This window comes from Bacteroidota bacterium (assembly GCA_020402865.1).
Taxonomy (GTDB): domain Bacteria; phylum Bacteroidota; class Bacteroidia; order Palsa-965; family Palsa-965.
The window spans coordinates 205,861-232,154 of sequence record JADBYT010000002.1 but is presented as its reverse complement, the minus strand read 5'-3'; the positions used below and the strand labels follow the sequence as shown (position 1 = coordinate 232,154).

Sequence of the window (26,294 nt, the reverse complement as noted above, 5' to 3'; positions counted from 1 at the left end):
GGTTGCAGAATTACTACAACCTCTCCTTGTTATAAAAAATAAAGTCTATTTAATCAGACTTACACTGCCTATATACTGACTGCGGTTACCATCAGGATCAACAGTAATAATTTTATACACATAAGTGTCAATCTGGCAAATGCGGGATGAGCCCTGTACTGTTCCATCCCAGCCTCCGGGCCAGCGGTCGGTCTGATAGATCATATTTCCCCAGCGATCAAATATGTACATCTCAAACCGATCTGTATTAATGCCAATTCCCTGCGGGAAGAAAACATCATTAATTCCGTCGCCGTTTGGTGTAAAGGCATTGGGGATATATACCGCGTAATCTTCTTTTACAACAACTGTTTGAATAACATCGTCGCTGCAGCCGTATTGGTTAGTTACAATAAGCTGTACATCAAACGTTCCTACTCCCGGGAATGCGAAGCTCGGATTCTGTCCGTTCATTGTGGTATCCAGCGAAGTGATTGTATTGCCGATTGACCAGTTCCAGATCGTTGCGCCACTCGACTGATCGGTAAAATCTACCACGTTGTTAAGTGCGGTCGGATCTGTAGGTGAGAATGTAAATGCCGCTGTGGGCAATGGCCACACGGTTACGTAGTTGCTCAGTGTAAACGTGCTTGAACAACCAATTACATCTGTTACAGTAGCCGTTACGTCAAATGTGCCGGCATCATTAAAGCAGAATGTGGGCGTGGGGCTGGTTGATGTGCCCAGGTTGTTGCCAAATGTCCATACTACCGAAGCCGTATTTGGTGTATTGTTCACAAACGAAACACACAAATCTTCACAACCGGAAATATCCGTGGTAGCTGCAATGTTTACTACCGGAGCCGGATTAACAGTTACCACTACACTGTCCACGTCAACCGGTGTACCGCATCCGTCGCTTACCGTAACAATAAATGTAGTTGTTCCGGTAATGTTCACCGGCACACTGTTGCCTTGCTGGCCAATTGGCGACCATGAATAAGAGAGGTTGCCATCGCCACCACTGCCGTTACAGGTAAGCGTTACCTGCGTGTTCTGGCACACGGTAACATCGGCCATGGCGGTTACCTGCAGCGGCGGATTGACCGTAACTGTTACCGGCGCCACCGGCCCGACGCAGCCATTGGCATCAACTACAGCTACAAAATAAGTAGTTGTAACAGTGGGCGAAACAGTCATGCTTGCACCCGTCTGACCAATAATTGGTCCGGCCGCATCAGCCCACTGATACTGATAACCAGGCGATCCGCCGCCGGGCGTGGCTGTAAGCGTTGATGACTGACCGATGCAAATAGTGGCGGGAGCCGCAGCTGCCGTATTGGTTACTGCTGTGGGCTGGTTAATGGTAGCGGAAATAGTATCTAAGCAACCGTTCGAATCGCTGAGGATAACCTGATAAGTACCTGCACAAAGTGTAGTTGAGTCATTACTGTTGCCAAAAGGCCCGCCATTCCACGAATAAGTAAAAGGTGCAGTGCCCCCGGCAACTGAGGTAACTAATGAGCCATCGCAGGAATTGAAGCAAAGCGCATCACTTGTAGAGGCTACTGAAATAGTAGCACCGGGTGTATTGGGAACCACTACGCAAAGTGTATCCGGGCAAAAATTGGCGTCAACCACATACACACACACCTGACCCGAAGGCAGGTTGTTTTCCGTGTATCCGGTACCTCCCGACGACCAGATTACACTGTACAAACCATTCCCAAGCGGTGTACCGCCTGTAATGCTTACGGTTACCGAACCATCATTCAGTCCGCAGTTGGCCGTAGTAATATTTGTGGTTTGTATAGAAATATCGGTAGGCTCGCTGATGGTTACACTGGCCGTGGTAGTGCAGCCAATTGCATCAGTTATCGTGGCGGTGTAGTTGCCTGCGCAAAGACCTGTTGCTGTTACACCGGTTTGAGCAGGAACGGTGTTCCACGTTACCGTATAGGGTGCAAATCCGCCTGTGGGTGTTACCGTGGCCGATCCGTTACACAATGCAAAACAGGTGGCATTGGTTCCGGCAATCTGGCTGCTGAGTACCTGCGGCGCCACATATACGGTAGCCGAATCAGTCCCTACACAGCCATTGGCATCCGTAACCGTTACTGTGTATTGGGTAGTCACCGCCGGGCATACCGTTGGTGTGGCGGTATTGGCACCGCTCTGAATGGCCGCAAGCGGCGCCCATGAGTAGGTTACACCTCCGCCGGCAGTTAACGTGGTACAGTTACCTGCGCATATACTGTCATCAGCCCCGGCACTGGCGGTATTCATAACAAACGTACTTACAGTTACTGTATCCACACCGCTGCAGCCCGATGGATCAGTGGCTACAACATAATAGGTGGTGTTGGAGTTTGGCGTAACTGTAATGGTTGATGTACTTCCTATTGGGTTGGTAGGTGGCGGCCCGGCATACCATTGCCAAATTGTGGCACCGGGGGCCGTGCAGGTTAGGGTGGCTTGTCCGCCCTGACATACCTGCTGGGGCAAACCGGCATCCACAAGCAGTTGTGAAACGTTTACAATAACCTGATCAGAAATGGTCACTGTGGTGTTGTTACACATGGTGTAAGTAACCTGGCAGGTGTATGTGGTGGTGGTAACCGGGCAAACGGTAATGGTTGTTCCTGTACCAACCGGAACCGCATTAGCCAGCCACTGCACGGTATAGTTGCTTGCACCGTTTGGTGTATAACGTCGTCCGTCGTTTGTGGCTGTCCACTGTGTGGGGGTGTTGCGGCCTGCAACTACCACAGCCTGCGTACCTGTAGAGTTTTGTATGGCCTGAATGGCCTTGCCACCGTTCCAGCCGGCGCAGAGCGGCTTGGTCTGGATAAAATTATCAATGATGTGTGTGGTTTCGTAAAGCGTAATTTGCTGGGTAGCGGGTGTTCCGCAAGAGAACATCGGCACGTTAAACCAGCTAACCACAAAACGGCGGCAGGGTGCAACACCGTAGGTGGTGTAGCGCACGCTTCCACCAACAGCCGGATTAAGATCCTGCCAGGGGCCCATAATGGCATTGGTTGGCGTTCCGGCAGTGGCGGTGGGTACGGGAGTATTGGGAATTGGCCAGGTGCAATATCCACCGGCGCCGGCAAGGTCAAACTTTACTACTCCGTTAGAACCAATCAGCAACTGTGTGTAGGTGTTGCCATAGAAACAAAACTGAAACGGAATGGTAATGGGCTGTGACCACTGATCATCGCTAAGCGGAACTGCGGTGCCCACGTTAAACGGATCAGGCGCATATGGAATTTGCGCTACCGTATATGCAGTGGCGGTTGTGCCAGGAAGCTGCGTGGCTGTAACTGTTGCAGTAAGGGTAGCACAGTTTGGCACACAGATTGTCTGATCCGGGCCGGCATTCACAGTTGGGCAGGTAGCCTGTCCAAATGCTTTATGCGTGTGCACAACGCAGGTTGCAATACAGAGAGAGAGTAAAAACTTTCTCATGGGGGAGATGGATAAATTACACGTAATTCTAGTTTGCCTTTAACAAATTTAATAAAAGCTAAATACAAAAACAACCTCGAATAAATGAAAAGGGCGGAAATTCATTTCCCGCCCTAATTTTAATCTTAGATAACTAACTGCCTACTGCACAGTAAGTTTCGATTGTCCGTAAGACACCCCCTGTTCATCAATGAGGCGAACCACGTAAACACCCTTAGCCAAAGCCGAAACAGGCACGGTAAATACCCCATAATTCGGATCCCATGCCAGCGGCTGAATCAGATCACTTACTATACGCCCGGCTGCGTCGAACACTTGTAAACGCAGCTGGCTGCTCACCGGCTCCAGCGTTTCGTAACGAATTGTGAGTACATCTGCTGCCGGATTGGGATAAAGCGACATGCTCACCTCCGGGCTTTGTAATTCCTCAAAGCCAATTACCTGATAGCTGTAGCGGATTGTAAGAAAATCTGTATTGGCCGCGTTGTCGCTGTTGCCGGTTACATACACATCGCCGTTTTTCACCACCATGCTGTTCGACTGATCCACCAGGTTACCGGTGCCATTGTAGCGCACCACCCACACCTGTGCCCCGGAAGGGCTGTATTTTACGGTAGCAAAGTCTTCATTTACAAGGCTTTTGCTCACGCCAGAAGCATATACATTAAGCGAATCATCAACAGCCACGCTATATGCGCGGTCGTTATCATTGCCGGGGCCGTTATAGCGTGACACCCACTGCTGTGCACCGGCGCTGTTGTATTTAATGGTGGCAAAATCAGGCGGAGTGCTGTTGTTTCCCACAGCCTGGCTCTGGCCAACTACATACACATTGCCATTAATATCTGAAGTAATATCCCACGCTTCTTCGTAGCGGTTGGCTGCATTGTTGTAGCGTGCCGTCCATTGCTGTACGCCCGCATTGTTGTATTTCACGGTAAGCATATCAAACCAGTTGTTGGTTTCAAAGCTGTAACCGGTAACCAGCACATTGTTGTTCGGATCCAGCGCAATGGCACGTCCGTAATCGTTATCATTGCTGCTGCCGTTATAGGTAGTAAGCCATTGCTGCTGCCCGGCCGGGTTGTACTTAATGGTAATGTAATCGTTATTCAACGGCGCGTTACTTACTTCGGTATAACCGGTAATGTACACGTTGCCGCTTGCATCAAGCACCAGATCGGTAGCTTCGTCGTTGCCGGATGCGGTGCCGTTATATACGTTAGCCCACTGCTGCGTGCCCGATGCGTTGAACTTCACTGTAACCATATCATACGTAAAGCCGCTGGCCGTTTCATAGCCGCACACGTATATATTGCCCGAAGCATCTACGGAAATGGCCTTCCCCTCATCGGTTGAATTGCTTGAGCCGTTGTAAAAGGCCGACCAGAGTTCAGTGCCTGCCGGATCGTATTTCACCACCAGCAAATCAACCCCGCTGGATGCGCCGCGTGAAGAGCCGGTTACATACACATTACCGCTTGCATCAACCGCACAGCGCGTGGCCTGATCGTTATCGTTAATACCGCGATCAAAATTGCGCACCCACTGCAACACTCCTGCCGCATTGTATTTAATAGTTACCGCATCAAGATTGCCGCTGCTGTTAAATGCATAACCGGTAACAATTACATTCCCCGAATTATCCACCACCACACACCGTGATTCATCGGTATTATCGGGGGGAGCATTGTAACGTTGTGTCCACAGTGTAGGAATCTGAGCCATACCAGCCGTGGCCGAACAGATCATGGCAGCGCAAAAAACAACTGCCTGAAGAGTAGATTTTTTCATGAATAGGCTTCCGTGTTAGGATTTTGGATTGCCTAAGATAGCGGATCGGGGCTAATATGAGTCAGAGAGCTAATTTATTTTATGCCTTAAAAGCTGGAAATTAATGATGCACGTTAAAACCTGACATTTACATGCGCATTCCAGCTTTGTTTTTTTGATTCTCCCGACTCTTTCACATAAAGCGACGGGCTCCAACGAGGCATACTGTAAAATGCCGAAACCAATCGTCTTCCACAAATACTGTCGCCGGATACCGACATTCTTAAAATATTGAGCCCTCCCAAGGTATCAACCGCTATATAGAGATAAACTTCACCACACATTCTCTGCACACTGTCAGGAATGGCGCAACGAAGAAACGCCATCATGGAATCCTGACCGCCAGGAAACGATGGTTTTATTAGTCCTTTTATCTCCTCTTCTTTCACCTGATCATTACAAAAACTCACCCTTTCAACAACAGGTTGTGCAGTACTGTCTTTTTGCTGCGCAAACCCATTCATTGCAAACAAAAGCATCGTCAAAACGGATAGCGACATTTTCATATCCACTTAAAAAAAATTGCCCGGATAAAATTTACCCGGACAGTTCATTCAATCAATTAGTTCCTATTTAATAACGGTCACGCTTCCAACCAGTTCATGCTTCTCGTACATGTTATCGGTATATAAAATCCGATATACATACACATCCTGCTGAACTACTTCACCGCCGGTGTTCCTGAAACGACCGTTCCAGTTTTCGCCGGGTTTGTTGGTTTCAAACACTTTGTTGCCCCAACGATCATACACAAGTACAAGATAGCCTTCGTTGAGGATGTTTGTAAATACGGGGCCCCAGGTATCGTTCAACCCTGATTCATCAGGTGTAAATGCATTCGGCACCCAGAATGTGTGAAAATCGTTTACGCGAATGGTAGTATATGCTGTATCCACACAGCCTGAATCGTTGGCCACAGCGAGCATTACGTTATACACTCCCGGCAAATCATACGTATGTCCGGGGCTCCACGCGGTACTGGTACTGTTGTCGGCAAAATCCCATATCCATGTGGTGGCACCGGTGCTCAGGTTGGTAAACGATACATTTGGATTGAGAATGCTGGTGAATGTGGGCGTTGCCGTGAATGCAGCAACGGGCTGCGGATACGTGTTAATCATACACGGATACGTTTGCGTGGTGCTGCAGCCGGGAGGCGCGGTAACGGTAAGCGACACATCGTGACAGCCGGGCGTGGTAAACAGGTGCGACGGGTTTTGTGCGGTGGAAGTAGGCCCGCCGTCGTCAAAATCCCAGAAGAATGTAGTGCCTGCGGGATAGTTGCCCGATGTCATTGTAAACTGCACCTGAAGCGGTGAACAGCCGTAAGTGGTATCGGCCGTAAAACTCACTACGGGCAAGGGAATTACGGCTACTGCTACCTGAGCGGTATTGGTTTGTCCGCAACCATCGGTGATGGTAACGGTGTAGGTTGTGCTGGTGCCGGGTGTTACCGTAACCGAGGCTCCGCTGAGGCTGCCGGGCATCCAGTTGTATGTATAGTTTCCGTCGCCGCCGCTGCCGGTGGCTGTAAGCGTGGCCGGATTGCCCGCACAAACTGATGCGGCCGATGTGGATGCCGTTACACTGACTGGCCCGTTTACAGTAACCGTAATGGTAAACGGCCCTGCCGTGCAGCCCTGTCCGTCAACCGCGCTTACCGTATAAGTGGTGGTGGCAGCAGGACTTACCGAATGTGAAGCCTGATTGGGGAGGCTGTTGCTCCAGGTGTAGGTAATGGGCGGATTGCCGTTGGGTATTGTAATGCTGATGGTGGTTTGCCCGCCGGGGCAAATGGTGGTATTGGCCGAGGTGGTGGCGGTGAGGTTATTGTTTTGCAACACAACCACAGTATCGGTTGAAGAGCAGCCGGTGCCCTGATCGAGAATGGTTACGGTGTAAATACCAGCGGGAATATTGTTGGCTGTGTTGGTGGTGCTCACGTTTGGCGACCACGTGTAGGTAAATGGTCCCGGACCGGTAACGTTTACCGATGCGCTGCCGTTGCTGGCAATACAGGTTGCCGAAGTGGAAGCCGTGGTGAACGTGAACGAGCCTATTACAAACGGCTGTGAGGCAGGGAAAATGGCTACGTTTCCACACAAATCGGTAACCGGGCCAACCAGGTTGGCGGTAAAGTTACCGGCATTGGTAATGGCCGGTGAAATGGTAATCGTGTAGGTATTGGTGTAGGTACCGCCAGCCGCACACACCGGCGATGTGACAGCCGTAACCGTGTAGGGCCCGCCGGGGCCGGTAATTGAAAAGTCGGCGGCCTGCACCGTGTTGCAAAGAATGTTTTCGGAGAATGTGAGCACAAGCTGCGATGCCCCGCAGCCCGGGTTATTCACGCCGGTTAATGTGGGCGGCACCTGGTCAAAAATCACAGCCGTGGAGGCGCTGAAGTCGATAGTGTACCCGTTCTGCGACGAGGAAAAGTTGCTTACGTTTACTACATACGTTTGCCCAACCACAACCGGAACCACCGCATTAAAAGGTGTGCCGCTGACAGGCTGCGAATTGAGGGCTGAAGCCCCGTTGGGCCCCGTAGTGCCGGGCGTAGCCGAGAAATTGCAACTTACTTCGAGTCCCGGGTTGGTGAAAATCTGTGCGCAGGTGGCATTGGTAAGATTATACACTGCCCAGTCGTAATCATCGGCACTGTTGTTCGGGGTGATGAGAAAGTTGAGGTTACCGCTTTGCTGTACGGTAAACGTGTACCACACATCATTCAGTTCACCCCAACCAAGACAGGAAGAGCCGCTGTTGATTTCGTTGGGGTAGTTTCCCTCACCGCTGTAGGATGCCGTAGTGGAATAAACGTTCTGACAAATAGGAATGGCGCCCAGACAATCCTGTACGGTGGGAGTTTGGGCAAAGAGGCCGCCACTCCAGATAAACAAAAGAGCCAGCAGCAAAAAAGCCTTGGGTTTGCAGGGGAAAGTATTCATTGTCAAGCAAATGTACGAGTTAGTCATGGAAAAGTTCTATTAATCTTCTTTAATCGGCAGCACCAACCCTGCAACTGGCAGAAAAAAGGAAAAAATCGTGCCATGAATCGCATTTTAGTCCCGACTAAAGAAGGTTTACAGGACGTTAATTCGGATTTAAGACAGTTAAAATGGTCTTTTCCCCCGTCCCGCAACTTTTTTCTGCAGAAAGACCTGTCCGAAATCACATAATAAAATTTCCTTAAACCCGTTTACCGCTGCCGGGGAAATCCTAATTTTGCCCGTCTCAGAATCAAAACGACTCAATTCAACAATACTCATGAAAGTAACCGTAGTAGGTGCCGGCAACGTAGGTGCCACCTGTGCCGATGTAATCGCACACAAAGAACTCTGCAACGAATTGGTACTGGTTGATATCAAGCCGAATTTTGCCGAAGGCAAAGCGCTCGACATTTGGCAAACCGCACCCATCAATCTGTACGACACCCGCATCAAGGGTTCTACAGATGATTACACCAAAACCGCCAACTCGGATGTGGTGGTAATTACCTCTGGTTTGCCCCGCAAGCCCGGCATGAGCCGCGATGATTTAATTTCAACCAACGCGGCCATTGTAAAAAGCGTTACCGAAAACATCATTGCGCATTCGCCCAACGCCATTATCATCATCGTATCAAACCCGCTTGATGTAATGACTTACTGCGCTTACCTCACCGCCAAGGTTGATCCCAGCCGCGTATTTGGTATGGCCGGCATTCTCGATACCGCCCGCTACCGCGCCTTCCTGGCCGAAGCACTCAACGTATCGCCCAAAGATATTCAGGCTGTACTCATGGGCGGCCACGGCGATACCATGGTTCCCCTGCCCCGCTACACCACTGTAGGCGGCATTCCGGTAACCGAACTCATTGGCAAGGAAGAACTCGACGCCATTGTGGAACGCACCAAAAAAGGCGGCGGCGAAATTGTAAACCTCCTCGGCACCTCAGCTTGGTATGCTCCGGGCGCCGCTGCTGCTCAAATGGTAGAAGCCATTCTGCGCGATCAGAAGCGTATTTTCCCCGTGTGCGCATGGCTGCAGGGCGAATATGGCCTGAACGGTGTGTACATGGGCGTACCCGTGAAACTCGGCCGCAAAGGCATTGAGCAGATCATCGAACTCAAGCTCAACGACGACGAAATGAAACTCGTAAACGAATCGGCCGCTGCCGTGCGCGAAGTAATGGCCGTGCTTGATAACATGAACGCTACCGCATAACTAACCGATAATGCAGGTAAAGACCACCACCACACTTTCAAGGCGGTGGTCTTTGCTTTTTGCCCCAACACAAACTCATTATGAAATCAGTTAAAGTTCCGATACGTATTCTGAGCATCGAAGGCGATGGTTTTCATTTGCAGCTGAAAGTGAAAATAAACGGCAAAAACGCCAACTGCATTATTGATACCGGCGCATCGAAAACCGTATTCGACAGCGAACGCGTTAAACGTTTCCTGAAACGTGAAGTGGTACATGAAAACGAACGCCTTTCAACCGGACTGGGCACAAACAGCATGCAAAGTCAGGTAGTGATAATTGAGCGGCTCGATCTTGGCGGCTTCACCATTTATCACCTGCCCTGCATCATGCTTGATCTGGGCCACGTAAACCAAACCTATGCCAGCATTGGTCTTGAGCCGATTGACGGCGTAATTGGAAGCGATATTCTCCACAATTCGCAGGCTGTAATTGACTACGGCAAAAGCCTGCTGAGTTTGTTGGGACCCAAAACCGCTGGAAGCAAACGCAAAAAGCCCGCGAAAAAAGCAAGCGCCAAAAAGGTAACTGCGAAAAAAACTTCAGTACGCACTGCCGCAATAAAAAAGGCTGCTGCAAAAAAATCGGGACAAAAGCCCGCCCGGAAAACAGCTCCGAAAGTGAAAAAGGCCACACGAAAAAAGGTTTCGCGCAAAGGCTAAGCTTTGTGTGCCTAACTTAGTGGCATGCAACTCAGCCGGCGCAGTGCAATTGTTAAACAACAGGCCAAACTACTTGGCTTCGAGTTCTGCGGCATTTCCACCGCTGCTTTTCTCGAAGATGAAGCCCCGCGTCTGGAGCAATGGCTAAACAGCCAGATGCACGGCAGCATGAGCTACATGGCCAACCATTTCGATAAGCGCCTTGATCCGCGGCTGCTGGTGCCCGGGGCAAAATCGGTGGTGTCGCTGTTGCTTAATTACCACAATCCGCAAAAGCAAACCGACCCCGAAGCACCTGTTATTTCACAGTATGCGTACGGCGAAGATTACCACTTTGTAATTAAGCGAAAACTCAAGGCACTCATCGAAGCCTTGCAGCTGGAAATTGGCAGCAGCATTGGCGGCCGGGCATTTACCGATTCGGCGCCGGTAATGGACAAGGCCTGGGCACAACGTGGCGGACTGGGCTGGATGGGCAAACATACCAACCTGATCAACAAACAGCAGGGCTCGTTCTTTTTCATCGCCGAACTTATTCTCGATATTGAACTTGAGCCCGACGGCCCTGTGAAAGACTACTGCGGCACCTGCACACGCTGCATTGATGCCTGCCCCACCGAAGCCATTGTGCAGCCTTATGTGGTTGACGGCAGCAAGTGCATTTCGTATTTCACAATCGAACTGAAAAACGAACTGCTGCCCGCCGACATGAAAGGCAAATTTGCCAACCACATGTTTGGCTGCGACATCTGCCAGACCGTGTGCCCGTGGAACCGTTTCAGCAAACCACACAGCGAAAACGCGTTTGAGCCGCATCCCGACTTGCTTGGCATGAGCAAAAAAGACTGGACGGAACTAACAGAAGATGTTTTTCAGAAACTCTTCCGCCATTCGGCCGTGAAACGCACAAAATTTGAAGGTTTGAAACGAAATATCCGCTTCCTGAGTGCTGAGGAATAATCAGGAACGACTCATGTTGTTGAATACATCGCGAATAAGATCGCCGTATAAATGACCGAAAGTGGTAAGACACCAGGCCTTGAGCAGCAATTTCTCATCGGGTTTCACCCAGCGCGCTGCCTTCACCAGTTCTTTGTAGAACAACTGACGGTCGAAGCTCACTTTTTGCAGAATGTTTTTGCTGAACTCTAACATAAGCTATTTCATTTTATGACATGCAAAAGAACGCAAAGCTTATTCCTAAGTTATGTGTTTACTGTTAAAAAAGCCTTAAGGATCTTCGCCTGTCTATTCAACCAACTGCTTTACAGTGCATTTACATTATCAACATCGCAGAGCAGGATAATCAGGCAAAAAACACTTTGCAAATAGTACGGAAATGGTCTGCCAAAGTTGCTTGTAAATCTGCCTAAAAATCAGATTTCACGACATATTAATCATTAACCATGACAGGTTCTGCTTCTAAAAAGCAATTCTATTCCCAATGATGATTTTGGATCACTTTTTACCTTTCTTATTTTAAACCGAAAAAAGACAGCTATTGAATAGTGCAGGTAAGTGTTAATTCCCGGTCTCGCTCCAGCGAAAGGTCTGAATCTCAAACCCAGCCAGATCAAGCACCCGGTCAACCACAGTGGCTGCGGCTTCTTCAATGGTTTTAGGACCGCTGTAAAACGACGGGCTGGCCGGACAAATAATACCACCTGCCTCGGTCACTGTTTTCATGTTGTTAATATGAATGAGGCTGAGTGGCGTATCGCGTGAAACAAGAATAAGCCGGCGGCGTTCCTTCAATATCACATCCGCAGCACGTGTAACCAGGTCGTTAGAAACACCAGTGGCTATGCGCGCAAGCGTTCCCATTGAACAGGGACAAACAATAAGTGTACGGTAGCTTGCTGAGCCCGATGCAAACGGTGCGTTGAAATCGTTTTTACCGTAAAACTCAAACGGATAATCGTTGTAGTTGCTGTTGCCGAGTTCGGTTTCCCACACCTGCTTTGCATTATCGCTCATCACCACACCCACCCGGTCTGTCTGGCTGCGCAACTGCACTAATTTATCAAACAACACTTTGGCATACACCGAACCACTGGCGCCGGTTACGGCAATGGCTATTCGCTGAGGTTTAACTGACATACAAGAATAACAAATGAAGCGTGGCGATGTTGCGTATTACTGTGAATCGGAGCCTGATGACATGAAACGCCACGTAAGTGAAAACGAAAGCAGGTTGTGATACATACCTTTATTGAAAATGTTCTGGTAAAAGCGCGGATACACAATAGGAACATCGGCCTTTTTTACCGGGAAAAATGAGTTTGAACTGCGCACATCAAGGGCAAATTTTTCGTTGAATTTGTAGCCGGCTCCAATTATCCATGCCACCTCATACGGTCTGAAATCACGCGGCTCAACTTCGCCAAAATCATCCCACTCACGTACTTTAAACAATACCCCGCCCGACGCACCAATCTGATAGTACAGTTTTCTTGTGTTGTAGCGCAGCAGCAGCGGCACTTCAATGTAATGCATACGGAGTTCAAAAAAATCAAGATCACCTTTATCAGGACGCGCAATTTTGCGGCTTCCCTTGCGCGAGTACTGAAGCTCCATCTGGAAATAGGTTTTTTGCTGAGGACGGATGCTAAGAAACATGCCCCCCAAAGCCCCCACCTGATTCCAGCCCCAGTAACTGTCGCCATGAATCTGGCAGGTGTTTAATCCGGCAAGAATGCCTGCGCTGAATGTTTGCTGGGCTTTTGCAGCCAGTGCACACACACAGAAGAAAGGAATGAGTAAAAACTGCTTCATTACTTCAAATGTACGGCTTCCGGCAGTGAAACCATGCTCTTGAGTGAGTAAAAATCACAGATGAACTTCTTCGGCCTGCAGCACTTCTTTGGTGGTTCCGTTGTATATGTACACCACCAGATTGCAGTGCGCGGCATTAAATGAATTGCTGAGCGTAAACGGTGCGGGAAGCGTGTACTGAATGGTGTCGCCGGCCAATGCAGGCGCACTGCCGAGTAGAGTGCCCGCCACGGAGCCGGGCGTATTTACACTTGCGCGCAGTACATGATTGAATACATAGTTCTGTACCGCGCCCAAAGGTTGCGCTCCCTGATAATCCTGCCAGCCGAGTATGCTGTCTTCTGTAATTAAAGCCACCAGAAAAAAATTATCGCCGCTTTGTCCGTTTTGCGTAAGGTAATTGCCGTTTATTCCGAAACTCAGCTGACGCGTAGCCACGTCGTAAGTATGTGTAATGGCGAATGAAGCACTTTGAGGCCGGTTAAGCACGGTATCAAGCACTGTGGCTACATTTGATGGCGGTATCCGATACAATTCATCCAAAAAACCTAACCGGTTTACCATGCTAATGGGTGGTGCGCCAGACAACTGAAACGTAAGATCAAGATCTTCGGCTTCGTCGCAATTCAGATCGAGGAAAAAAGCCAGCGGATCAATATTGGTAATGGCTGCTGAAACCGGAATACCCGGTGGCGTTTGTGCAAAATAACCGGTATGCACGGCTATGATAATCATACTGTCGGCGTAAACAGATTTGGCAGCAGCAAGCGCAAGTGCACCGGCCGGACAGGTAGGACAACGCTGCCCCGTTACTTCTTCTACCAGCACTTTGCGGTGATTACCTGACGAAACTACAGGCACCTGCGGCGCGGCGGGAGTGGGCACATCCACATAATCACAACCTGCTCCGAAAATCCCCGTGAACAGCACCGGGAAAATTATCTTTTTCATTCGTTGCAGTTTATTATTCAGCAGTAATGTACGCCAGCTGCTGCACAAGCACAAGAAAAAAGCGCCCCGGATTCAGGGCGCTTTTTTCTTATTACGGAAGTTCAATTACTCTTTTACAGCCACTTTCTCTACCTGCAGCACTTCTTTGGTTGTTGCATTGTACACAAACACCACCAGATCAGCATGGCTTTCATCAACCGATGCCGGCAAGGTATAAGCGGAAGGCAGCGAATAGTTAATGGTATCGCCGGCCACAATTGAACCGGTGTGAATGGTTGTTCCGGAAATGGTGCCAGGTGTATTCACACAGGCACGCAGCACATGATTGAACACATAGTTCTGAATATGCGCCGAACCGTCTTTCTGCCAGCCCAGCAGGCTGTCTTCGGTTAGCAGAATTACGATATTGTAATTGTCAGACGCTGTGCCGCCGGAGGTAAGGAAATTGCCGTTTGCCGCAAAACTGAGCGCACGGGTACTTGTATTGTAGCTGTGCGTAATTTCAAAATCGGCGCTTTGCGGGCGATCGAGAATGGTGTCCAGCACAGTGGCACAATCGTTCGGGTGCATATCATGCAAACCGGCCGGGAAACCGGTGCGGTTATACATGCAGCGCGGCGCTGATGCTCCCATCGAAAACACATTGCCCCAGTCGGTCCCTTCAGGTGTATTGAAATCTTCGGTGTATGAACCCTGCGGAGCGCCCGGAGGCAAGCCAAACTGTGCCACGTTCTGCGCGAAATAGCCGGTGTGTATAGCCACCACAATCATGCTGTCGCCATAAACGGCTTTAGCTGCTTCAAGCGTGGCTGCGCCAGCGGGACAGGTGGGGCAGAAATGGCCGGTCACTTCCTCTACCAGCACTTTGCGGTGCGTGGTGCTTCCGCCCCCGCCCCCGCCTCCGCCATTATTAACGGGCGTAGGTACATCTACATAATCACAGCTTGCAAACAAGGCAAGCGTGGCAGGTATGATGAGTTGTTTGATTGACATTTTTTGTTTGTTGTTGAGCATTAAATTACAAAGAACAAAATTAACCGGTTGTTAAAATGAACTGGTAATGTTGAGCGTAAAACCGTTTGAAGCAGGCACAAAGCGGCATACACCACCCACGCAGAAAATACCGGCACGCTGCTTACCATAACCGGCTGTAACACGTATGGTGCCTTTGGTATATCCGCCCTGCACGTTCACATAGTGTACACGCTTTTTCACATCATAGTTCCCGTAGTTGTACTGATCCATTGCCGCTACAAAGAAGTGTTCGCCAATAGTAAGCTCGACAAGTGCCGCCACCCAGCTGCCGAAATCGTCTTTGCAATACATGTGTTCCAGATCAGTACGCAATGTAAGTTTATCATTGAGCGTAAAAATGAGATCAGCCACCACATACTGCGACGAAATAATCGGATAGCCCGACTTCCCTTCTACTACGTTTTTGTTGTACCAGATATTGCCCACAAGGAAGGTGAAACGGAATCTTTTCGACACCTTTTTATACATTTCAAAATTCACATCCTGGAAGAAAAGTGAATCGTTGTAGCCCAGCCACTTTGTGGTATAGCCCAAACGACGGCCGCCGGGGCCCAGATCATTCAGGTTGGTGGTATCAATCATGTGCGCAGCCGAATAATTAAGCGCCACGTTGGTGCCGAATTTGCCACCGAGCTTCGTGCCCTTCTTGAATTTGTAGGTAAGATCGGCCTGCCAGCTCAGCTCACCGTTAGGCTGCGAGGCGTAAGGGTAGTAAGCCGAAAGCACGTACGTATGCTGCTTGGTAAGCGCAGGCAGGTAATTGATAAGACCGGCATTGCCCGTGGCGCTGCGATCAGAGCGGAAGCTCATGTTATCAATATGTTTAGCGCCCAGCGAAAGACCAAGCCCCTTGTTGGAATAGGTAAAATTCAGGAATAACGCCTCACCCGGCTTGTAAATATTGTTGTTGGCAAGGTGCGGATCGTTGATTTTGTAAGCATACTCGGCAAAGAAATTAATCTTCGGACGAATTACGTTGAGGCGGGCGGCCCAGGCGCCTACATTGTTAGGCAGCACCAGAAGCGGATCCTGATCAAGCTGATACTTGCTTACAAAACTGCCGCCAAGAATGAGCCGCGTTTTACCCAGCGCCGAATCACAACGGTCAGCCAGTTCGTTTACAATTACCTCACCATCAAAACCCCGCACAATGGCCGGACTAAGTGAGAAAAACTGGCGCTGGCGGCCCCAGGCTCCTTTTACGTAAACACCACGATACGGATTGTAGCGCACACGAACACCATCAAGCGAGTTGTCGAAACCCAGCCCGCGATCTTCGTATGTGCGGTAAATCAATCCGCTGCCAAACTGGTCGTAGCTGTTGCCCACAGTTATTTCGAGCTTATCGTTATCATAAGTGAAATAACGATAGGTTACGCCCTGTCCTTTAAAACGCGGATCAAAGCCCTGCATTACGTTCTGATAGCTTTCGTAGCGCAAACCTGCGCCAAACTTACCGTTGGTATAAGTAAGTACACCCCAGCCATTAGACAGTGCTTTTTCCGGAACTACCGGCGCACCAATGGTGGAGTCAGGATTATAATATTGAGCGTCTATCTGAAAATTACCGTGTATTTGTCCGAAACCGCCGGGCAACTGGGCATTCAGAAAGAAAGTAACCCCGGCAGTGCATGCCAGGGTAAGAAAATATTTTTTGGTCACTTGGGTCGAGCGTTTGGAAGATTTCGCCTAGTTGAGTATCGCTTAAAACTCGAAAGATTGAGGCAGACGAAGAAGTAAAAACCGCAGTTTACTTGGGTAAATGAGGATTTTTGCGCCAAGTCCAACGAAAAGATTTCGAGTTATTAACGATGCGTTATTGTTTTCCTGCAGCTTTAAGCACTGCGTCGTGAATCATTTTTACACCGGCATTTGCGTTGTAAGAGGCAACCTGCCATACAATTTCGCCTTTACCGTTGAGCACAAACGTGTGGGGAACGTTGTTTACATTCATTGCGCGACCAAAATCGCGGTTTTCATCCAGATAAACATCCCAAGGCCAGCCCATGCTTTCCACCTGAGGTTTAACTTTCATCGAGTTGCGCTGATCGTCGATAGAAATGGCAATCATTTTCACGCCGGTTTCGGCCTGCCATTCTTCGTACACATCAAGAATTTCGTTGAGTTCTTTTTTACAGGGCGCACACCAGGTAGCCCAAAAGCTGATAATTACGGGTTTACCATCGTTCTTGATGTCGGCCGTATTAAAGGGCTTGCCATCCATGGTTTTAATGGTAACCGAGGGAATTGCCTGCACAGGATTTTCATCAGCACGAAATGCAGTAGCTACCGTAAAGCCGGCAATAAGCAAAAGAAAAAGAGTAATTCGTTTCATGAGCTGAATGTTGAGTTGTTGAGCGAGTGATTAAATGTGACCGGCAATTCTTTTGCAAAGATTGCGCCAGAATTGCCGGTCGGTCATTTAATGATATTCAGATCGAGAAAATCAAATTAGTGAGCAACAGTTACTTTGCGGGTAATTGTGCCGTTGTTACCGGTACGGATGGTTACAAAGTACATACCATCAGCCAGGTTTGCACCGTCGAGCATAATGTTGTGCTGACCAGCGTTCATTTCGCCTTTGTTCTCAGCCTGTACAAGTTTGCCGTCGAGGCTGTAAACTTCTACGGTGATGTTTTCGGTTTGCTCAAGGTTGAGCTGAACGGTGGTTGAAGCATCAAACGGGTTCGGGAAGATGTTAAGACCTACGCCAGCGAGGGCAGCTTCTTCTACACCTACGGTACCGATGTTGATATCATCAACATACAGGTTGTTACCATAATCAGAGGTACCAACAAACTTAATGATGAGGTTGGTAGCGTTAGCGTAGTTTGCAAGGCTTACCGACTCTGAGCGCCACTGGCTGGCGTTGTTGGGGGTAAAGCTTGTTGTAGCGGCAGCAACAGTAGCAAGTGTGCTTCCCTGCTTATCAAATACGGTAGCCCAGGTAGCACCACAATCGGTAGATACCATAACCTGGAGACGGTCGTTTTCTGAAGAGTACTGACGGTAAGCTACGCTGAAGGTCATTGAAGCCACAGAAGCAGTGGTCATATCAAAGTTTCCGAGTACCATATCATCCACAGTACCGGCAGCAGCGTTGTAGAAATTCAAACGGGCACTGCCCACACCTTGTGCAAAACCACCGGCTGTTGAACGGGCCCAGGTGTAGGTATCATTATCATTGTTAATGATACCAACGATTCCGGGAGGGAATGCAGTAGCTGTAAAGCCTTGCTGGTAGGGCGATGTTTGCGCAGTTCCGCCATAGTAAAGGAATGAACCGTTGCGCGTATCGTTTGTGGTGTTCACGTCAACAGTTGCGTTCGGGTTAGCAGTAGAAACTGTTACAGCCACGTTGCCAGAAGCACCGTTGTAGGTTACTGCAGGCAGCGTAATTACTGAAGTAGCACCGGGAGCAATAGAACCGGTCCAGTTGTACACAGGCTGAGCAACTGAAGCTACGCTAACGTTGATGTCGAGCGAAGTAAGTGTATTCGCACCGGTGTTTTTAACGGTTACGGCAGGAGTAAAGGTAACAGCCGAGCAAGCCAGACCGGTTGAGGGAAGACCTGCAAGTGCGGTGGGCTGTGCATCGTTGGGCAGCGCAATCGGGTTAGTGATTGCAGCCTGTTGAACTTCTTTGTTTCCGTCGCTCTGAATAAAAGCAACAACCTGAAGCTGGTTTACATCATAAATGTATGACGGCTTGGCTACTGCAAACGTAAATACAGCGTTGTCGGCATTAGCCCAGGTGCCGTTAAGCGTGGTGCCAGAAGCATTCGGCAACATCTGACGCATTACACCATAGAAATCCAATTCGCCATTTGATCCGGGAGGCGATGAGAAAATAATTTCTTTCTCAATCAGAGCAACATGCAGTTTCAAAGCACCGTTTGAAGTGAATGCCTGTGCTGCGGTAATATTTGCCGTGATGAAGATTGAGTCAAAGTCAGGCGACATGGTGTGTGTAAGGTCGAGCTGGAAAGGTGAACCTACAGCATAACGGGTGTCGATACCAGATTGTGTCACACCGCTGGGTGCGCCCTGATATACGTTACCATCAACAATGGCATCGGGAACACCATTTACGGCATAGTAAGATACACGAGGTCCAACCCATGTCTGAGTTTGCGTGTTCATCGGATCCACACCAGGCCAGTTGGTCTGATACTTAATAGCAGCCACTTTCACACTCAGATTAGGTGCAAGGGTTGCATTGAACGCAGGGTTCTGCGCAGCGCAGGGACCGCAGGAAGCTTGTGTAAATTCTTCAACAAGCACCATACGCTGTACCTGAGCGAAGGCTGATGAAAAACCCATTACAGCTACAGCAGCGACGAGGGTAATTTTCTTGTTCATGTTTTTGAGATTTGTTGATGTGTTTTTATGCAACGAGGGGCTAAATTAATCAGTTCCTGCAAAGAAACAAATAATTTATCCTTCAACTAACAATTTTAGCTCACTGATTAACAGCAGTAAATATCACAACTAATTGATTTTCAGCACTAAAACAAATTAGCTGTATCCCGGCCGGAATTTCAACCTGATAACTGGTCGAATTTTCTTTATAAGAGGTAAGTAACATTCAAAAACAGTTTTCGTATATTTGACTCTGCTCAACATAACTATCTAATATAACTAAGATGAAAAAAGCATTACTTCTCTTCGCCCTTGCTGCCTTCAGTGTTCCTGCTGCCGCGCAAAGTGTACGTGTAGAAAATCAGGAAAGCGGTGGTATTGTAGCCAACGGTTCAACCATTACATACTGGATTCCGGCCATGAATGGCTCTAGCCCCTGGCTTGATGTTCGCCACTTTACAGTGAGCAACATTTCAAACATGACCAAAACTTTCAAGGTGCGTAAAATGAATATTACGCTGGCTAATGCCTCTGCGCAAACCACATTCTGCACCGATCAGAATTGCTATGGTCCCGGCCAAATGCTGTCCTATAACATTCCCATGAACAGCAATGCCTCTTTTGATCTTTCGCTCGATTACAACACTGGCGGTATGACCGGCGTTACACGCGTGAGCTATACCATTTACGACATCAACAACGTAAATGACTCACTCATGCTCACCCTTGAGTATAATGTAGTAAATGGCCCCGCCGGCGTTACAACCAACCTGGTTAAGCCTTCTGTTTCCAACCCGCAGCCCAATCCGGCCAGCGATGTGTTTGCCATCAACTTCAAAATGGGCACCACACAACCTACTGACGCTAAACTTGTGGTGTACAACATGCTTGGTGCTGCCGTTCTCGAAACTGAAATCACCTCTGCCGAAGGCACCATTCGTATGGATGTTTCCACGCTGCCCGCCGGTGTGTACTTCTGCACACTCACCAACAACGGTCGTCAGCTTGCCACCAAACGTTTGGCCGTAACTCACTAATCCATTCAATCATATAATAAAGCGATGTCATAATGGCATCGCTTTATTATTTTTACCCCTATGTGATCATGAAAAAGCTCATCATACTCTTCAGCGTAGCACTATGTCAATATAGCTTTGCACAAACAGCTACAGTTACTTCTGACGAAACCGGTTATCAACTGATTCAAAATGATGTGTTGCATTATTGGATACCGGCCACTAACGGACCTTACCTGTATCACGATGAACGCGATTTCAGTGTTAACCTGAATAACACAGTTGCAGATTCATTCCAGATTCGCCGCACCATTCTTGCTCATGCCGACCCTGGTGCTGATGTGTACTTCTGCACTGATTTTGAATGTACAGGGATAGGTGATAATGTTTGCAGTCCGTTCTTCGTGGGCGCTGCAGCACGCATAGGTCTTGCATTGCACTATAAAACGAATTCTGTTCCGGGTGTAACCACCGTATTGTATTCGATTTACAGCTTTGACAATCCGAGCGACTCATTTTACTTCACGGTACATTATCATGTAACTACCGGCGCAGTAGGTATTGCCGAAACTTCATCCATCACCACACTTTCGGCTCCCATGCCCAATCCGTCGTCCGCATCGTGCGCAATTGCATACAATACCGGTACACAAGCTGCCGGTGTATTCAATATGTACAATGCACTTGGCGAACTTGTTTCTGCCACCACACTTAGTGCGCCGCAGGGCATTCATGTAGCCAACACGGCAACTTTACCAGAAGGGGTGTATATCTGTACACTTGTTTCCGAAGGAAAGATTATCGGCACCCGGCGCATTGCTGTTGTGCACTAATTGTATTGCGAATAATGAAAAAGGCCGGTAAGCAAATACCGGCCTTTTTTTTATTCGCCAAACAACGTGCCGCGGTTCATTTGCGAAAGCCGCCCCAGGTGCTTGTAGGCCTGCTCGGTGGCCTGCCGGCCGCGCGGTGTACGTATGAGGTAGCCTTCCTGAATCAGAAACGGCTCATATACTTCTTCTATCGTGCCGGCCTCCTCGCCTACTGCGGTGGAAATGGTGGTAATGCCCACCGGCCCGCCTTTAAACTTGTCGATAATGGCGCTGAGAATGCGGATGTCCATTTCGTCGAGGCCGTTCTTATCTACATTGAGAGCCTGCAGGCCGTAGTGTGCAATTTCAAGATCAATTTCGCCGTTGCCTTTTATCTGCGCAAAATCGCGCACACGGCGCAGCAGTGCATTGGCAATACGCGGTGTACCACGGCTGCGCCGGGCAATTTCGTAGGCGGCCTCTTCGGCAATGGGTACATTTAAGATGCCGGCCGAACGCTCCACAATACGCTTGAGTAATTTGGAGTCGTAATAGCTCAGTCGCGACGTAATGCCAAAGCGCGCGCGCAATGGCGAAGTAAGCAGGCCTGAGCGTGTGGTTGCACCCACCAGTGTAAACGGATTGAGACTAATCTGCACCGTGCGCGCATTGGGGCCGCTGTCGAGCATGATATCAATGCGGTAATCTTCCATGGCCGAGTAGAGATACTCTTCCACCACAGGACTAAGCCGGTGAATTTCGTCGATGAAAAGCACATCGAACTGCTCAAGATTTGTAAGCAGTCCGGCCAGATCGCCCGGCTTATCAAGTACAGGGCCGGAAGTAATTTTGATGTTCACGCCAAGCTCCTGCGCCACAATGTTGGCCAGTGTGGTTTTGCCCAAACCCGGAGGCCCGTGCAAAAGCACGTGGTCAAGTGCTTCGCCGCGTTGTTTGGCCGCAGCCACAAATACTTTCAGGTTGTCAACCACCGCATCCTGCCCCGAAAAATCAGAAAAATCCTGCGGACGCAGCATGCGCTCCACTTCCTTTTCGGCGGGCGTCAGGCGCTCGCTTTCGGGATCTATGTTCGGGTTCATTGACATGCTGTACAAAAGTAACGCTTATTCTGCACTTGCATCCGGGTGCGACGGCTCAATTGTGTGCTTGTCAACAGCATCGTGCAGTTGCGGAAAGTATGACTGCTCGAGTTCATCCGCAGCTAGTTTGCATTTCTCTTCCAGCTCATGGTTATACACCACAAGCAAGAGCATAAACACATGCAGCAGGATAAGCCCTGAAGGAAATACAAGATTATACACCTCGCTTCGCCACGATGCCTGATAAAACGGATGAGCGTGCTCTACAAAAAACTCAATAAAATAACCCGTATTGTATAACGAGAATAGTGCAAACACAATAGCCCACCAGATTGAAACACCATCGGATAACCGGAGGCTGTAACCAAACTCTCCTTCATTAATTGACTTATTCCACCGGAGTGACGATTTTACAATCGCATAAATACGACTGGCGGTAGCCAGCACAGGCATCAGGTAGCATACCACCACCAGCCAGTTTAACCATGTTTTCGTATTTTCAAAAATATGCGTGAGCCTGATGAGTACAGTTAAGTAGTACAACAAAAAACCGCTTAGCGCCAGAGCGGCAAACAGACTCACCCTGTTCAGCAAATGAACTTCAGAAAGCATTTGTACCTGTGTCAGCAAAGAATTCCAGTCGATATAGCCACTTAACGCGAATACAATTGCCAGAAGACCGAGAATCTGATACACAAGCGGCTTCAAACGGACATTCCGAAGAAGATCGATCTTCTTTTTTACTATTTCCTTTTCTTCTTCAGACACTTGGTACTGTGGCTGATGCACAGGCATGAGGTGCGTGAAACGCGGATGGAAAATACTGAACACATTGAACAATACAATTATCCAGCTTATTGAGGCAAAAAATTGAATGGAATAAAAAACAATACTAACCCATTCTGTAACTAAACCTGCTGCATAGAGCTTTGACACAATTGGAAATATCCCTATGAAAAGATATACCGGCTGAATGAATGCAAAAAGTGTATTCCAGAAATGCTTCTCCTTTTTTTGTAATACCGATGCATCAGATTTGTTTATCTCCTCAAGCAGCTCAATCATCCGGCCAGGCTGAAACATCAAAAAACGCACTGGTTTTTTCCCGGGAAAACAAACACGTTGCAGTCCTTTAAACAAGTGTGATGTAAGCACGATAAAGAGTATGCTCAGAAATAAATTGAGATGAATATAACCTCCGGCTACTCCAACTTGAAAAAAACGCTCCAAGCCCCAGCTTAGTTCTTCATTATGAAAGGGGAGTATATCAATTAGTTGTCTGGTGTAGTAATAACAAAAGCTCCACAGCAATGTAATGGCAAAAGACATTATCCACCACCAGCGCTGCCTGTAGAGTTTTTCGGCCAGCAACTGACTGCCCGGAAAAACAATTGCCACATTATTCATAAACGTTTAGCAAGTTTCGTGTTCGGGAAAGCCATTTTATACAACTCACTCCAGTATATAATTGTATAAAACGAATAAATAGGCGAATTGAAATTCTCACTCAATGCCTTGTTGTTTCTGAGCATTACACGCAAGCCCAGATCGGCTCCCACGCCAAACCATCTGAATATTTTAAATGAACCTGATATACCAGTTTCATAGATTATTACCCTGCGCTGACCCACAACCTGAGGCCCTGACTGGTAGGAGTACTCATACCGCGAATTACCAAAACCCAACTGAAACGGAATTACACTGAACTTCCAGCGCTTGCTCTTGTAAAACACATAGCGGATAAAGTAACTGATGTAATCGAGCTTTAAAAACGATTGCACCGTATCGGGCTGACCGAGCGAATCAGTTACAAATACCGGTTTTGAAATGCTGGGCGTGTGTGTGTTCCAGCCTCCGCCTATGGTGAGACGGTTACCAAAATCAGCGCCGAATTTAAAACCCCAGATACGGGCATTCTGCGAATTGATAAACGACTTGCGCGTATCAAACATGGCCGTAAATGCCACCTTGCGGTTGATGCAGTTGCGCAAGGTATCCATACTCAGCATCTGCGCACGCAGCACATTCGTCAGCATTACCACTGTTACAAGCAGAAGGAGTCGGAAATTCATGCCTGATGAAGATACAAAGTTGAATGCAAATCGCACATAAAAAATGGCTGCCTGAAAACAGACAGCCATTTTGGAATGGTAACAGGATTGCTTAGTGACCACCGCCGTCCACTTCGCCAGCTGCGAGAGGAACTGTTTGCGGAATGAAATCATGTTCAGCTCCCGGCTTGCTGTAATCATAAGGCCAACGCTGAACTTCGGGCAATGCACCGGGCCAGTTGCCGTGTGTATGCGCCATGGGCGTGGTCCATTCGAGCGTATTTGAACCCCAGGGGTTCTGCTCGGCTTTCGGGCCACGGAACATGCTGTAGAAGAAGTTGAACAGGAAGATGAGCTGACCAATGGCACCCAGAATGGCGAATGCCGTAATCAGTACGTTGATATCCTGAAGATTATCAAACATCGGGAAAGCGGTGTTCTGATAGTAACGACGCGGCACACCGGCTAAACCGAGGAAGTGCATCGGGAAGAACACACCGTAGGCACTAACGAATGTAATCCAGAAGTGAATGTAGCCCATGTTCTTGTTCATCTTGCGCAGGAACAGTTTCGGGAACCAGTGATATACACCCGCAAGCATACCCAGAATGGCCGACACACCCATTACAATGTGGAAGTGAGCTACTACGAAGTATGTATCGTGCACAGGAATGTCAAGCGCAGAGTCGGCAAGGATAATACCGGTAACACCACCCGAAATAAAGGTTGACACGAGACCGATGGCAAAAAGCATGGCAGGTGTAAACTGGATATTCCCTTTCCAGAGTGTAGTAATGTAGTTAAACGCTTTAACAGCCGACGGAATGGCAATGAGCAGCGTGGTAAACACAAACACCGAACCGAGGAACGGATTCATACCGGTAATGAACATGTGGTGACCCCATACAATGAACGAGAGGAAACCAATGGCCAGAATGGAGGTAATCATGGCGCGGTAACCGAAAATAGGTTTACGCGCATTTACCGAAATAACCTCTGAGGTAAGACCGAGAGCCGGGAGAATGATAATATATACTTCCGGGTGACCAAGGAACCAGAAAAGGTGCTCGAAGAGAATCGGGCTGCCACCGGTTTGCTCAAGCGGTGCGGTATCTGCGTTCAGGAAGATGTCGGAAAGATAAAAGCTTGTACCAAAACTGCGGTCGAAGATGAGCAGAAGCGCGCAAGAGAAAAGTACAGGGAATGAAAGTACACCAAGAATGGCCGTTACAAGAAACGCCCAAACCGTAAGCGGCATTCGGGTCATTTTCATACCCTTGGTGCGGAAGTTGAGTACAGTGATGATGTAGTTCAAACCGCCAAGCAGCGATGATACAATAAACAACGACATGGATACAAGCCACAATGTCATACCCAAGCCTGAACCGGGCATGGCTCGTTCAAGCGCCGAAAGCGGCGGGTAAACTGTCCAACCACCTGAAGCGGCACCGTTTTCCACAAAGAGGGAAACTACCATTACCACACTTGAGAGGAAGAAGAACCAGTACGACAGCATATTCATGAATCCTGATGCCATATCGCGGGCACCAATCTGATATGGAATAAGCAGGTTACTGAATGTACCCGAAAGACCACCGGTGAGTACAAAGAACACCATGATGGTTCCGTGAATGGTCACCAGCGCCATGTAAGCATCAGGCGTGAGTACGCCATCAGGGCCCCACTTATCGCCCATTACGGCATTGATGAAACTGAAAGACTCTCCCGGCCAGGCAAGCTGAAGACGGAATACAATTGACATCACCATTGCAATTACGGCCATAATAACGGCGGTAATCAAAAACTGGCGGGCAATTACCTTGTGATCCATGCTGAAGATATACTTCTGCACGAACGACTCCTCATGGTGATGATCGTCGTGGTGATCATGGTGCACATGCACGTCGGTCGCAAGTGTTTCTGCGTGGAGGTGACTGTGTGAATGAAGATCTTTTGCCATATCTGCTTTAATTTGATCTGTCCCTTCAAATTTACAACT

At 48.6% G+C, this 26,294-nt stretch carries 21 protein-coding genes; 5 read left to right on the top strand and 16 right to left on the bottom strand.

The window, feature by feature from the left end; all coding sequences use genetic code 11:
* Positions 1-45: 45 nt before the first annotated feature.
* The 4 genes from IM638_02055 to IM638_02040 form a co-directional block, all read right to left on the bottom strand.
* Positions 46-3,408, bottom strand: coding sequence for a gliding motility-associated C-terminal domain-containing protein (locus tag IM638_02055; protein MCA6361798.1), 3,363 nt, complete (start codon positions 3,406-3,408; stop codon positions 46-48).
* Positions 3,409-3,591: 183 nt separating this feature from the next.
* Positions 3,592-5,244, bottom strand: a complete 1,653-nt coding sequence (locus tag IM638_02050; protein ID MCA6361797.1) for an SBBP repeat-containing protein — start codon at positions 5,242-5,244, stop codon at positions 3,592-3,594.
* A 113-nt stretch (positions 5,245-5,357) separates the two neighbouring features.
* Entirely contained in the window at positions 5,358-5,789 is a 432-nt protein-coding gene (locus IM638_02045; GenBank protein MCA6361796.1) for a hypothetical protein, read from the bottom strand.
* A 63-nt stretch (positions 5,790-5,852) separates the two neighbouring features.
* Complete coding sequence (locus IM638_02040; GenBank protein ID MCA6361795.1) at positions 5,853-8,234, bottom strand: PKD domain-containing protein; 2,382 nt, start codon at positions 8,232-8,234, stop codon at positions 5,853-5,855.
* 319 nt (positions 8,235-8,553) lie between these two features.
* Here IM638_02040 and mdh point away from each other — a divergent pair, with 319 nt between their 5' ends.
* From mdh to queG, 3 genes are all read left to right on the top strand, one after another.
* Positions 8,554-9,492 carry a malate dehydrogenase gene (mdh, locus tag IM638_02035; protein MCA6361794.1) on the top strand — a complete coding sequence of 313 codons (939 nt, stop codon included), beginning with the start codon at positions 8,554-8,556 and terminating at the stop codon, positions 9,490-9,492.
* Positions 9,493-9,572: 80 nt separating this feature from the next.
* A complete protein-coding gene (locus IM638_02030; protein ID MCA6361793.1) occupies positions 9,573-10,193 on the top strand; it encodes a retropepsin-like domain-containing protein in 621 nt (206 codons plus the stop codon).
* A 24-nt stretch (positions 10,194-10,217) separates the two neighbouring features.
* On the top strand, positions 10,218-11,153 hold the full coding sequence (gene queG / locus IM638_02025) for a tRNA epoxyqueuosine(34) reductase QueG (GenBank protein MCA6361792.1): 936 nt from the start codon (positions 10,218-10,220) through the stop codon (positions 11,151-11,153).
* Here queG and IM638_02020 read toward each other — a convergent pair whose 3' ends face one another.
* From IM638_02020 to IM638_01985, 8 genes are all read right to left on the bottom strand, one after another.
* A complete protein-coding gene (locus tag IM638_02020; protein MCA6361791.1) occupies positions 11,154-11,348 on the bottom strand; it encodes a hypothetical protein in 195 nt (64 codons plus the stop codon).
* Positions 11,349-11,714: 366 nt separating this feature from the next.
* Positions 11,715-12,293, bottom strand: coding sequence for a UbiX family flavin prenyltransferase (locus IM638_02015; protein ID MCA6361790.1), 579 nt, complete (start codon positions 12,291-12,293; stop codon positions 11,715-11,717).
* A gap of 36 nt (positions 12,294-12,329) precedes the next feature.
* Positions 12,330-12,968, bottom strand: coding sequence for a PorT family protein (locus tag IM638_02010; GenBank protein ID MCA6361789.1), 639 nt, complete (start codon positions 12,966-12,968; stop codon positions 12,330-12,332).
* 54 nt (positions 12,969-13,022) lie between these two features.
* Positions 13,023-13,919 carry an Omp28-related outer membrane protein gene (locus IM638_02005; protein ID MCA6361788.1) on the bottom strand — a complete coding sequence of 299 codons (897 nt, stop codon included), beginning with the start codon at positions 13,917-13,919 and terminating at the stop codon, positions 13,023-13,025.
* Between the two features lie 105 nt (positions 13,920-14,024).
* The gene (locus IM638_02000) at positions 14,025-14,912 is read right to left on the bottom strand and encodes an Omp28-related outer membrane protein (GenBank protein ID MCA6361787.1); all 888 of its coding nucleotides are present in this window, start codon (positions 14,910-14,912) and stop codon (positions 14,025-14,027) included.
* 51 nt (positions 14,913-14,963) lie between these two features.
* Positions 14,964-16,616, bottom strand: a complete 1,653-nt coding sequence (locus IM638_01995) for a hypothetical protein (protein ID MCA6361786.1) — start codon at positions 16,614-16,616, stop codon at positions 14,964-14,966.
* Between the two features lie 154 nt (positions 16,617-16,770).
* Positions 16,771-17,289 (bottom strand): TlpA family protein disulfide reductase, encoded by a 519-nt coding sequence (locus IM638_01990; GenBank protein MCA6361785.1) that lies wholly within the window; start codon positions 17,287-17,289, stop codon positions 16,771-16,773.
* A gap of 116 nt (positions 17,290-17,405) precedes the next feature.
* Positions 17,406-19,316 (bottom strand): T9SS type A sorting domain-containing protein, encoded by a 1,911-nt coding sequence (locus IM638_01985; GenBank protein MCA6361784.1) that lies wholly within the window; start codon positions 19,314-19,316, stop codon positions 17,406-17,408.
* 284 nt (positions 19,317-19,600) lie between these two features.
* Here IM638_01985 and IM638_01980 point away from each other — a divergent pair, with 284 nt between their 5' ends.
* Positions 19,601-20,353 (top strand): T9SS type A sorting domain-containing protein, encoded by a 753-nt coding sequence (locus tag IM638_01980; GenBank protein MCA6361783.1) that lies wholly within the window; start codon positions 19,601-19,603, stop codon positions 20,351-20,353.
* A 68-nt stretch (positions 20,354-20,421) separates the two neighbouring features.
* On the top strand, positions 20,422-21,165 hold the full coding sequence (locus IM638_01975) for a T9SS type A sorting domain-containing protein (GenBank protein MCA6361782.1): 744 nt from the start codon (positions 20,422-20,424) through the stop codon (positions 21,163-21,165).
* A gap of 50 nt (positions 21,166-21,215) precedes the next feature.
* Here the strand turns inward: IM638_01975 and ruvB are convergent, their stop codons facing one another.
* From ruvB to IM638_01955, 4 genes are all read right to left on the bottom strand, one after another.
* Entirely contained in the window at positions 21,216-22,244 is a 1,029-nt protein-coding gene (gene ruvB, locus IM638_01970) for a Holliday junction branch migration DNA helicase RuvB (GenBank protein MCA6361781.1), read from the bottom strand.
* Positions 22,245-22,268: 24 nt separating this feature from the next.
* Positions 22,269-23,651: a hypothetical protein gene (locus tag IM638_01965; protein ID MCA6361780.1), complete on the bottom strand. Its 1,383-nt coding sequence runs from the start codon at positions 23,649-23,651 to the stop codon at positions 22,269-22,271.
* Positions 23,648-24,316 (bottom strand): hypothetical protein, encoded by a 669-nt coding sequence (locus tag IM638_01960; GenBank protein ID MCA6361779.1) that lies wholly within the window; start codon positions 24,314-24,316, stop codon positions 23,648-23,650. Before IM638_01960 ends, IM638_01965 begins: the two co-directional genes overlap by 4 nt.
* Positions 24,317-24,407: 91 nt before the next feature.
* Positions 24,408-26,255, bottom strand: coding sequence for a cbb3-type cytochrome c oxidase subunit I (locus tag IM638_01955; GenBank protein ID MCA6361778.1), 1,848 nt, complete (start codon positions 26,253-26,255; stop codon positions 24,408-24,410).
* Positions 26,256-26,294 lie beyond the last annotated feature (39 nt).

Bases quoted from the DNA above. Each gene is read 5' to 3' on its own strand.
- IM638_01985 (MCA6361784.1), bottom strand. From the start codon at position 19,316: ATGAACAAGAAAATTACCCTCGTCGCTGCTGTAGCTGTAATGGGTTTT.
- IM638_01960 (MCA6361779.1), bottom strand. From the start codon at position 24,316: ATGAATTTCCGACTCCTTCTGCTTGTAACAGTGGTAATGCTGACGAAT.
- IM638_02020 (MCA6361791.1), bottom strand. From the start codon at position 11,348: ATGTTAGAGTTCAGCAAAAACATTCTGCAAAAAGTGAGCTTCGACCGT.
- IM638_01955 (MCA6361778.1), bottom strand. From the start codon at position 26,255: ATGGCAAAAGATCTTCATTCACACAGTCACCTCCACGCAGAAACACTT.
- mdh (MCA6361794.1), top strand. From the start codon at position 8,554: ATGAAAGTAACCGTAGTAGGTGCCGGCAACGTAGGTGCCACCTGTGCC.
- IM638_02045 (MCA6361796.1), bottom strand. From the start codon at position 5,789: ATGAAAATGTCGCTATCCGTTTTGACGATGCTTTTGTTTGCAATGAAT.
- IM638_02010 (MCA6361789.1), bottom strand. From the start codon at position 12,968: ATGAAGCAGTTTTTACTCATTCCTTTCTTCTGTGTGTGTGCACTGGCT.
- IM638_02005 (MCA6361788.1), bottom strand. From the start codon at position 13,919: ATGAAAAAGATAATTTTCCCGGTGCTGTTCACGGGGATTTTCGGAGCA.
- IM638_01980 (MCA6361783.1), top strand. From the start codon at position 19,601: ATGAAAAAAGCATTACTTCTCTTCGCCCTTGCTGCCTTCAGTGTTCCT.
- IM638_01965 (MCA6361780.1), bottom strand. From the start codon at position 23,651: ATGAATAATGTGGCAATTGTTTTTCCGGGCAGTCAGTTGCTGGCCGAA.
- IM638_02040 (MCA6361795.1), bottom strand. From the start codon at position 8,234: ATGAATACTTTCCCCTGCAAACCCAAGGCTTTTTTGCTGCTGGCTCTT.
- IM638_02000 (MCA6361787.1), bottom strand. From the start codon at position 14,912: ATGTCAATCAAACAACTCATCATACCTGCCACGCTTGCCTTGTTTGCA.
- IM638_02030 (MCA6361793.1), top strand. From the start codon at position 9,573: ATGAAATCAGTTAAAGTTCCGATACGTATTCTGAGCATCGAAGGCGAT.
- IM638_02015 (MCA6361790.1), bottom strand. From the start codon at position 12,293: ATGTCAGTTAAACCTCAGCGAATAGCCATTGCCGTAACCGGCGCCAGT.
- IM638_02050 (MCA6361797.1), bottom strand. From the start codon at position 5,244: ATGAAAAAATCTACTCTTCAGGCAGTTGTTTTTTGCGCTGCCATGATC.
- ruvB (MCA6361781.1), bottom strand. From the start codon at position 22,244: ATGAACCCGAACATAGATCCCGAAAGCGAGCGCCTGACGCCCGCCGAA.
- IM638_01990 (MCA6361785.1), bottom strand. From the start codon at position 17,289: ATGAAACGAATTACTCTTTTTCTTTTGCTTATTGCCGGCTTTACGGTA.
- IM638_01975 (MCA6361782.1), top strand. From the start codon at position 20,422: ATGAAAAAGCTCATCATACTCTTCAGCGTAGCACTATGTCAATATAGC.
- queG (MCA6361792.1), top strand. From the start codon at position 10,218: ATGCAACTCAGCCGGCGCAGTGCAATTGTTAAACAACAGGCCAAACTA.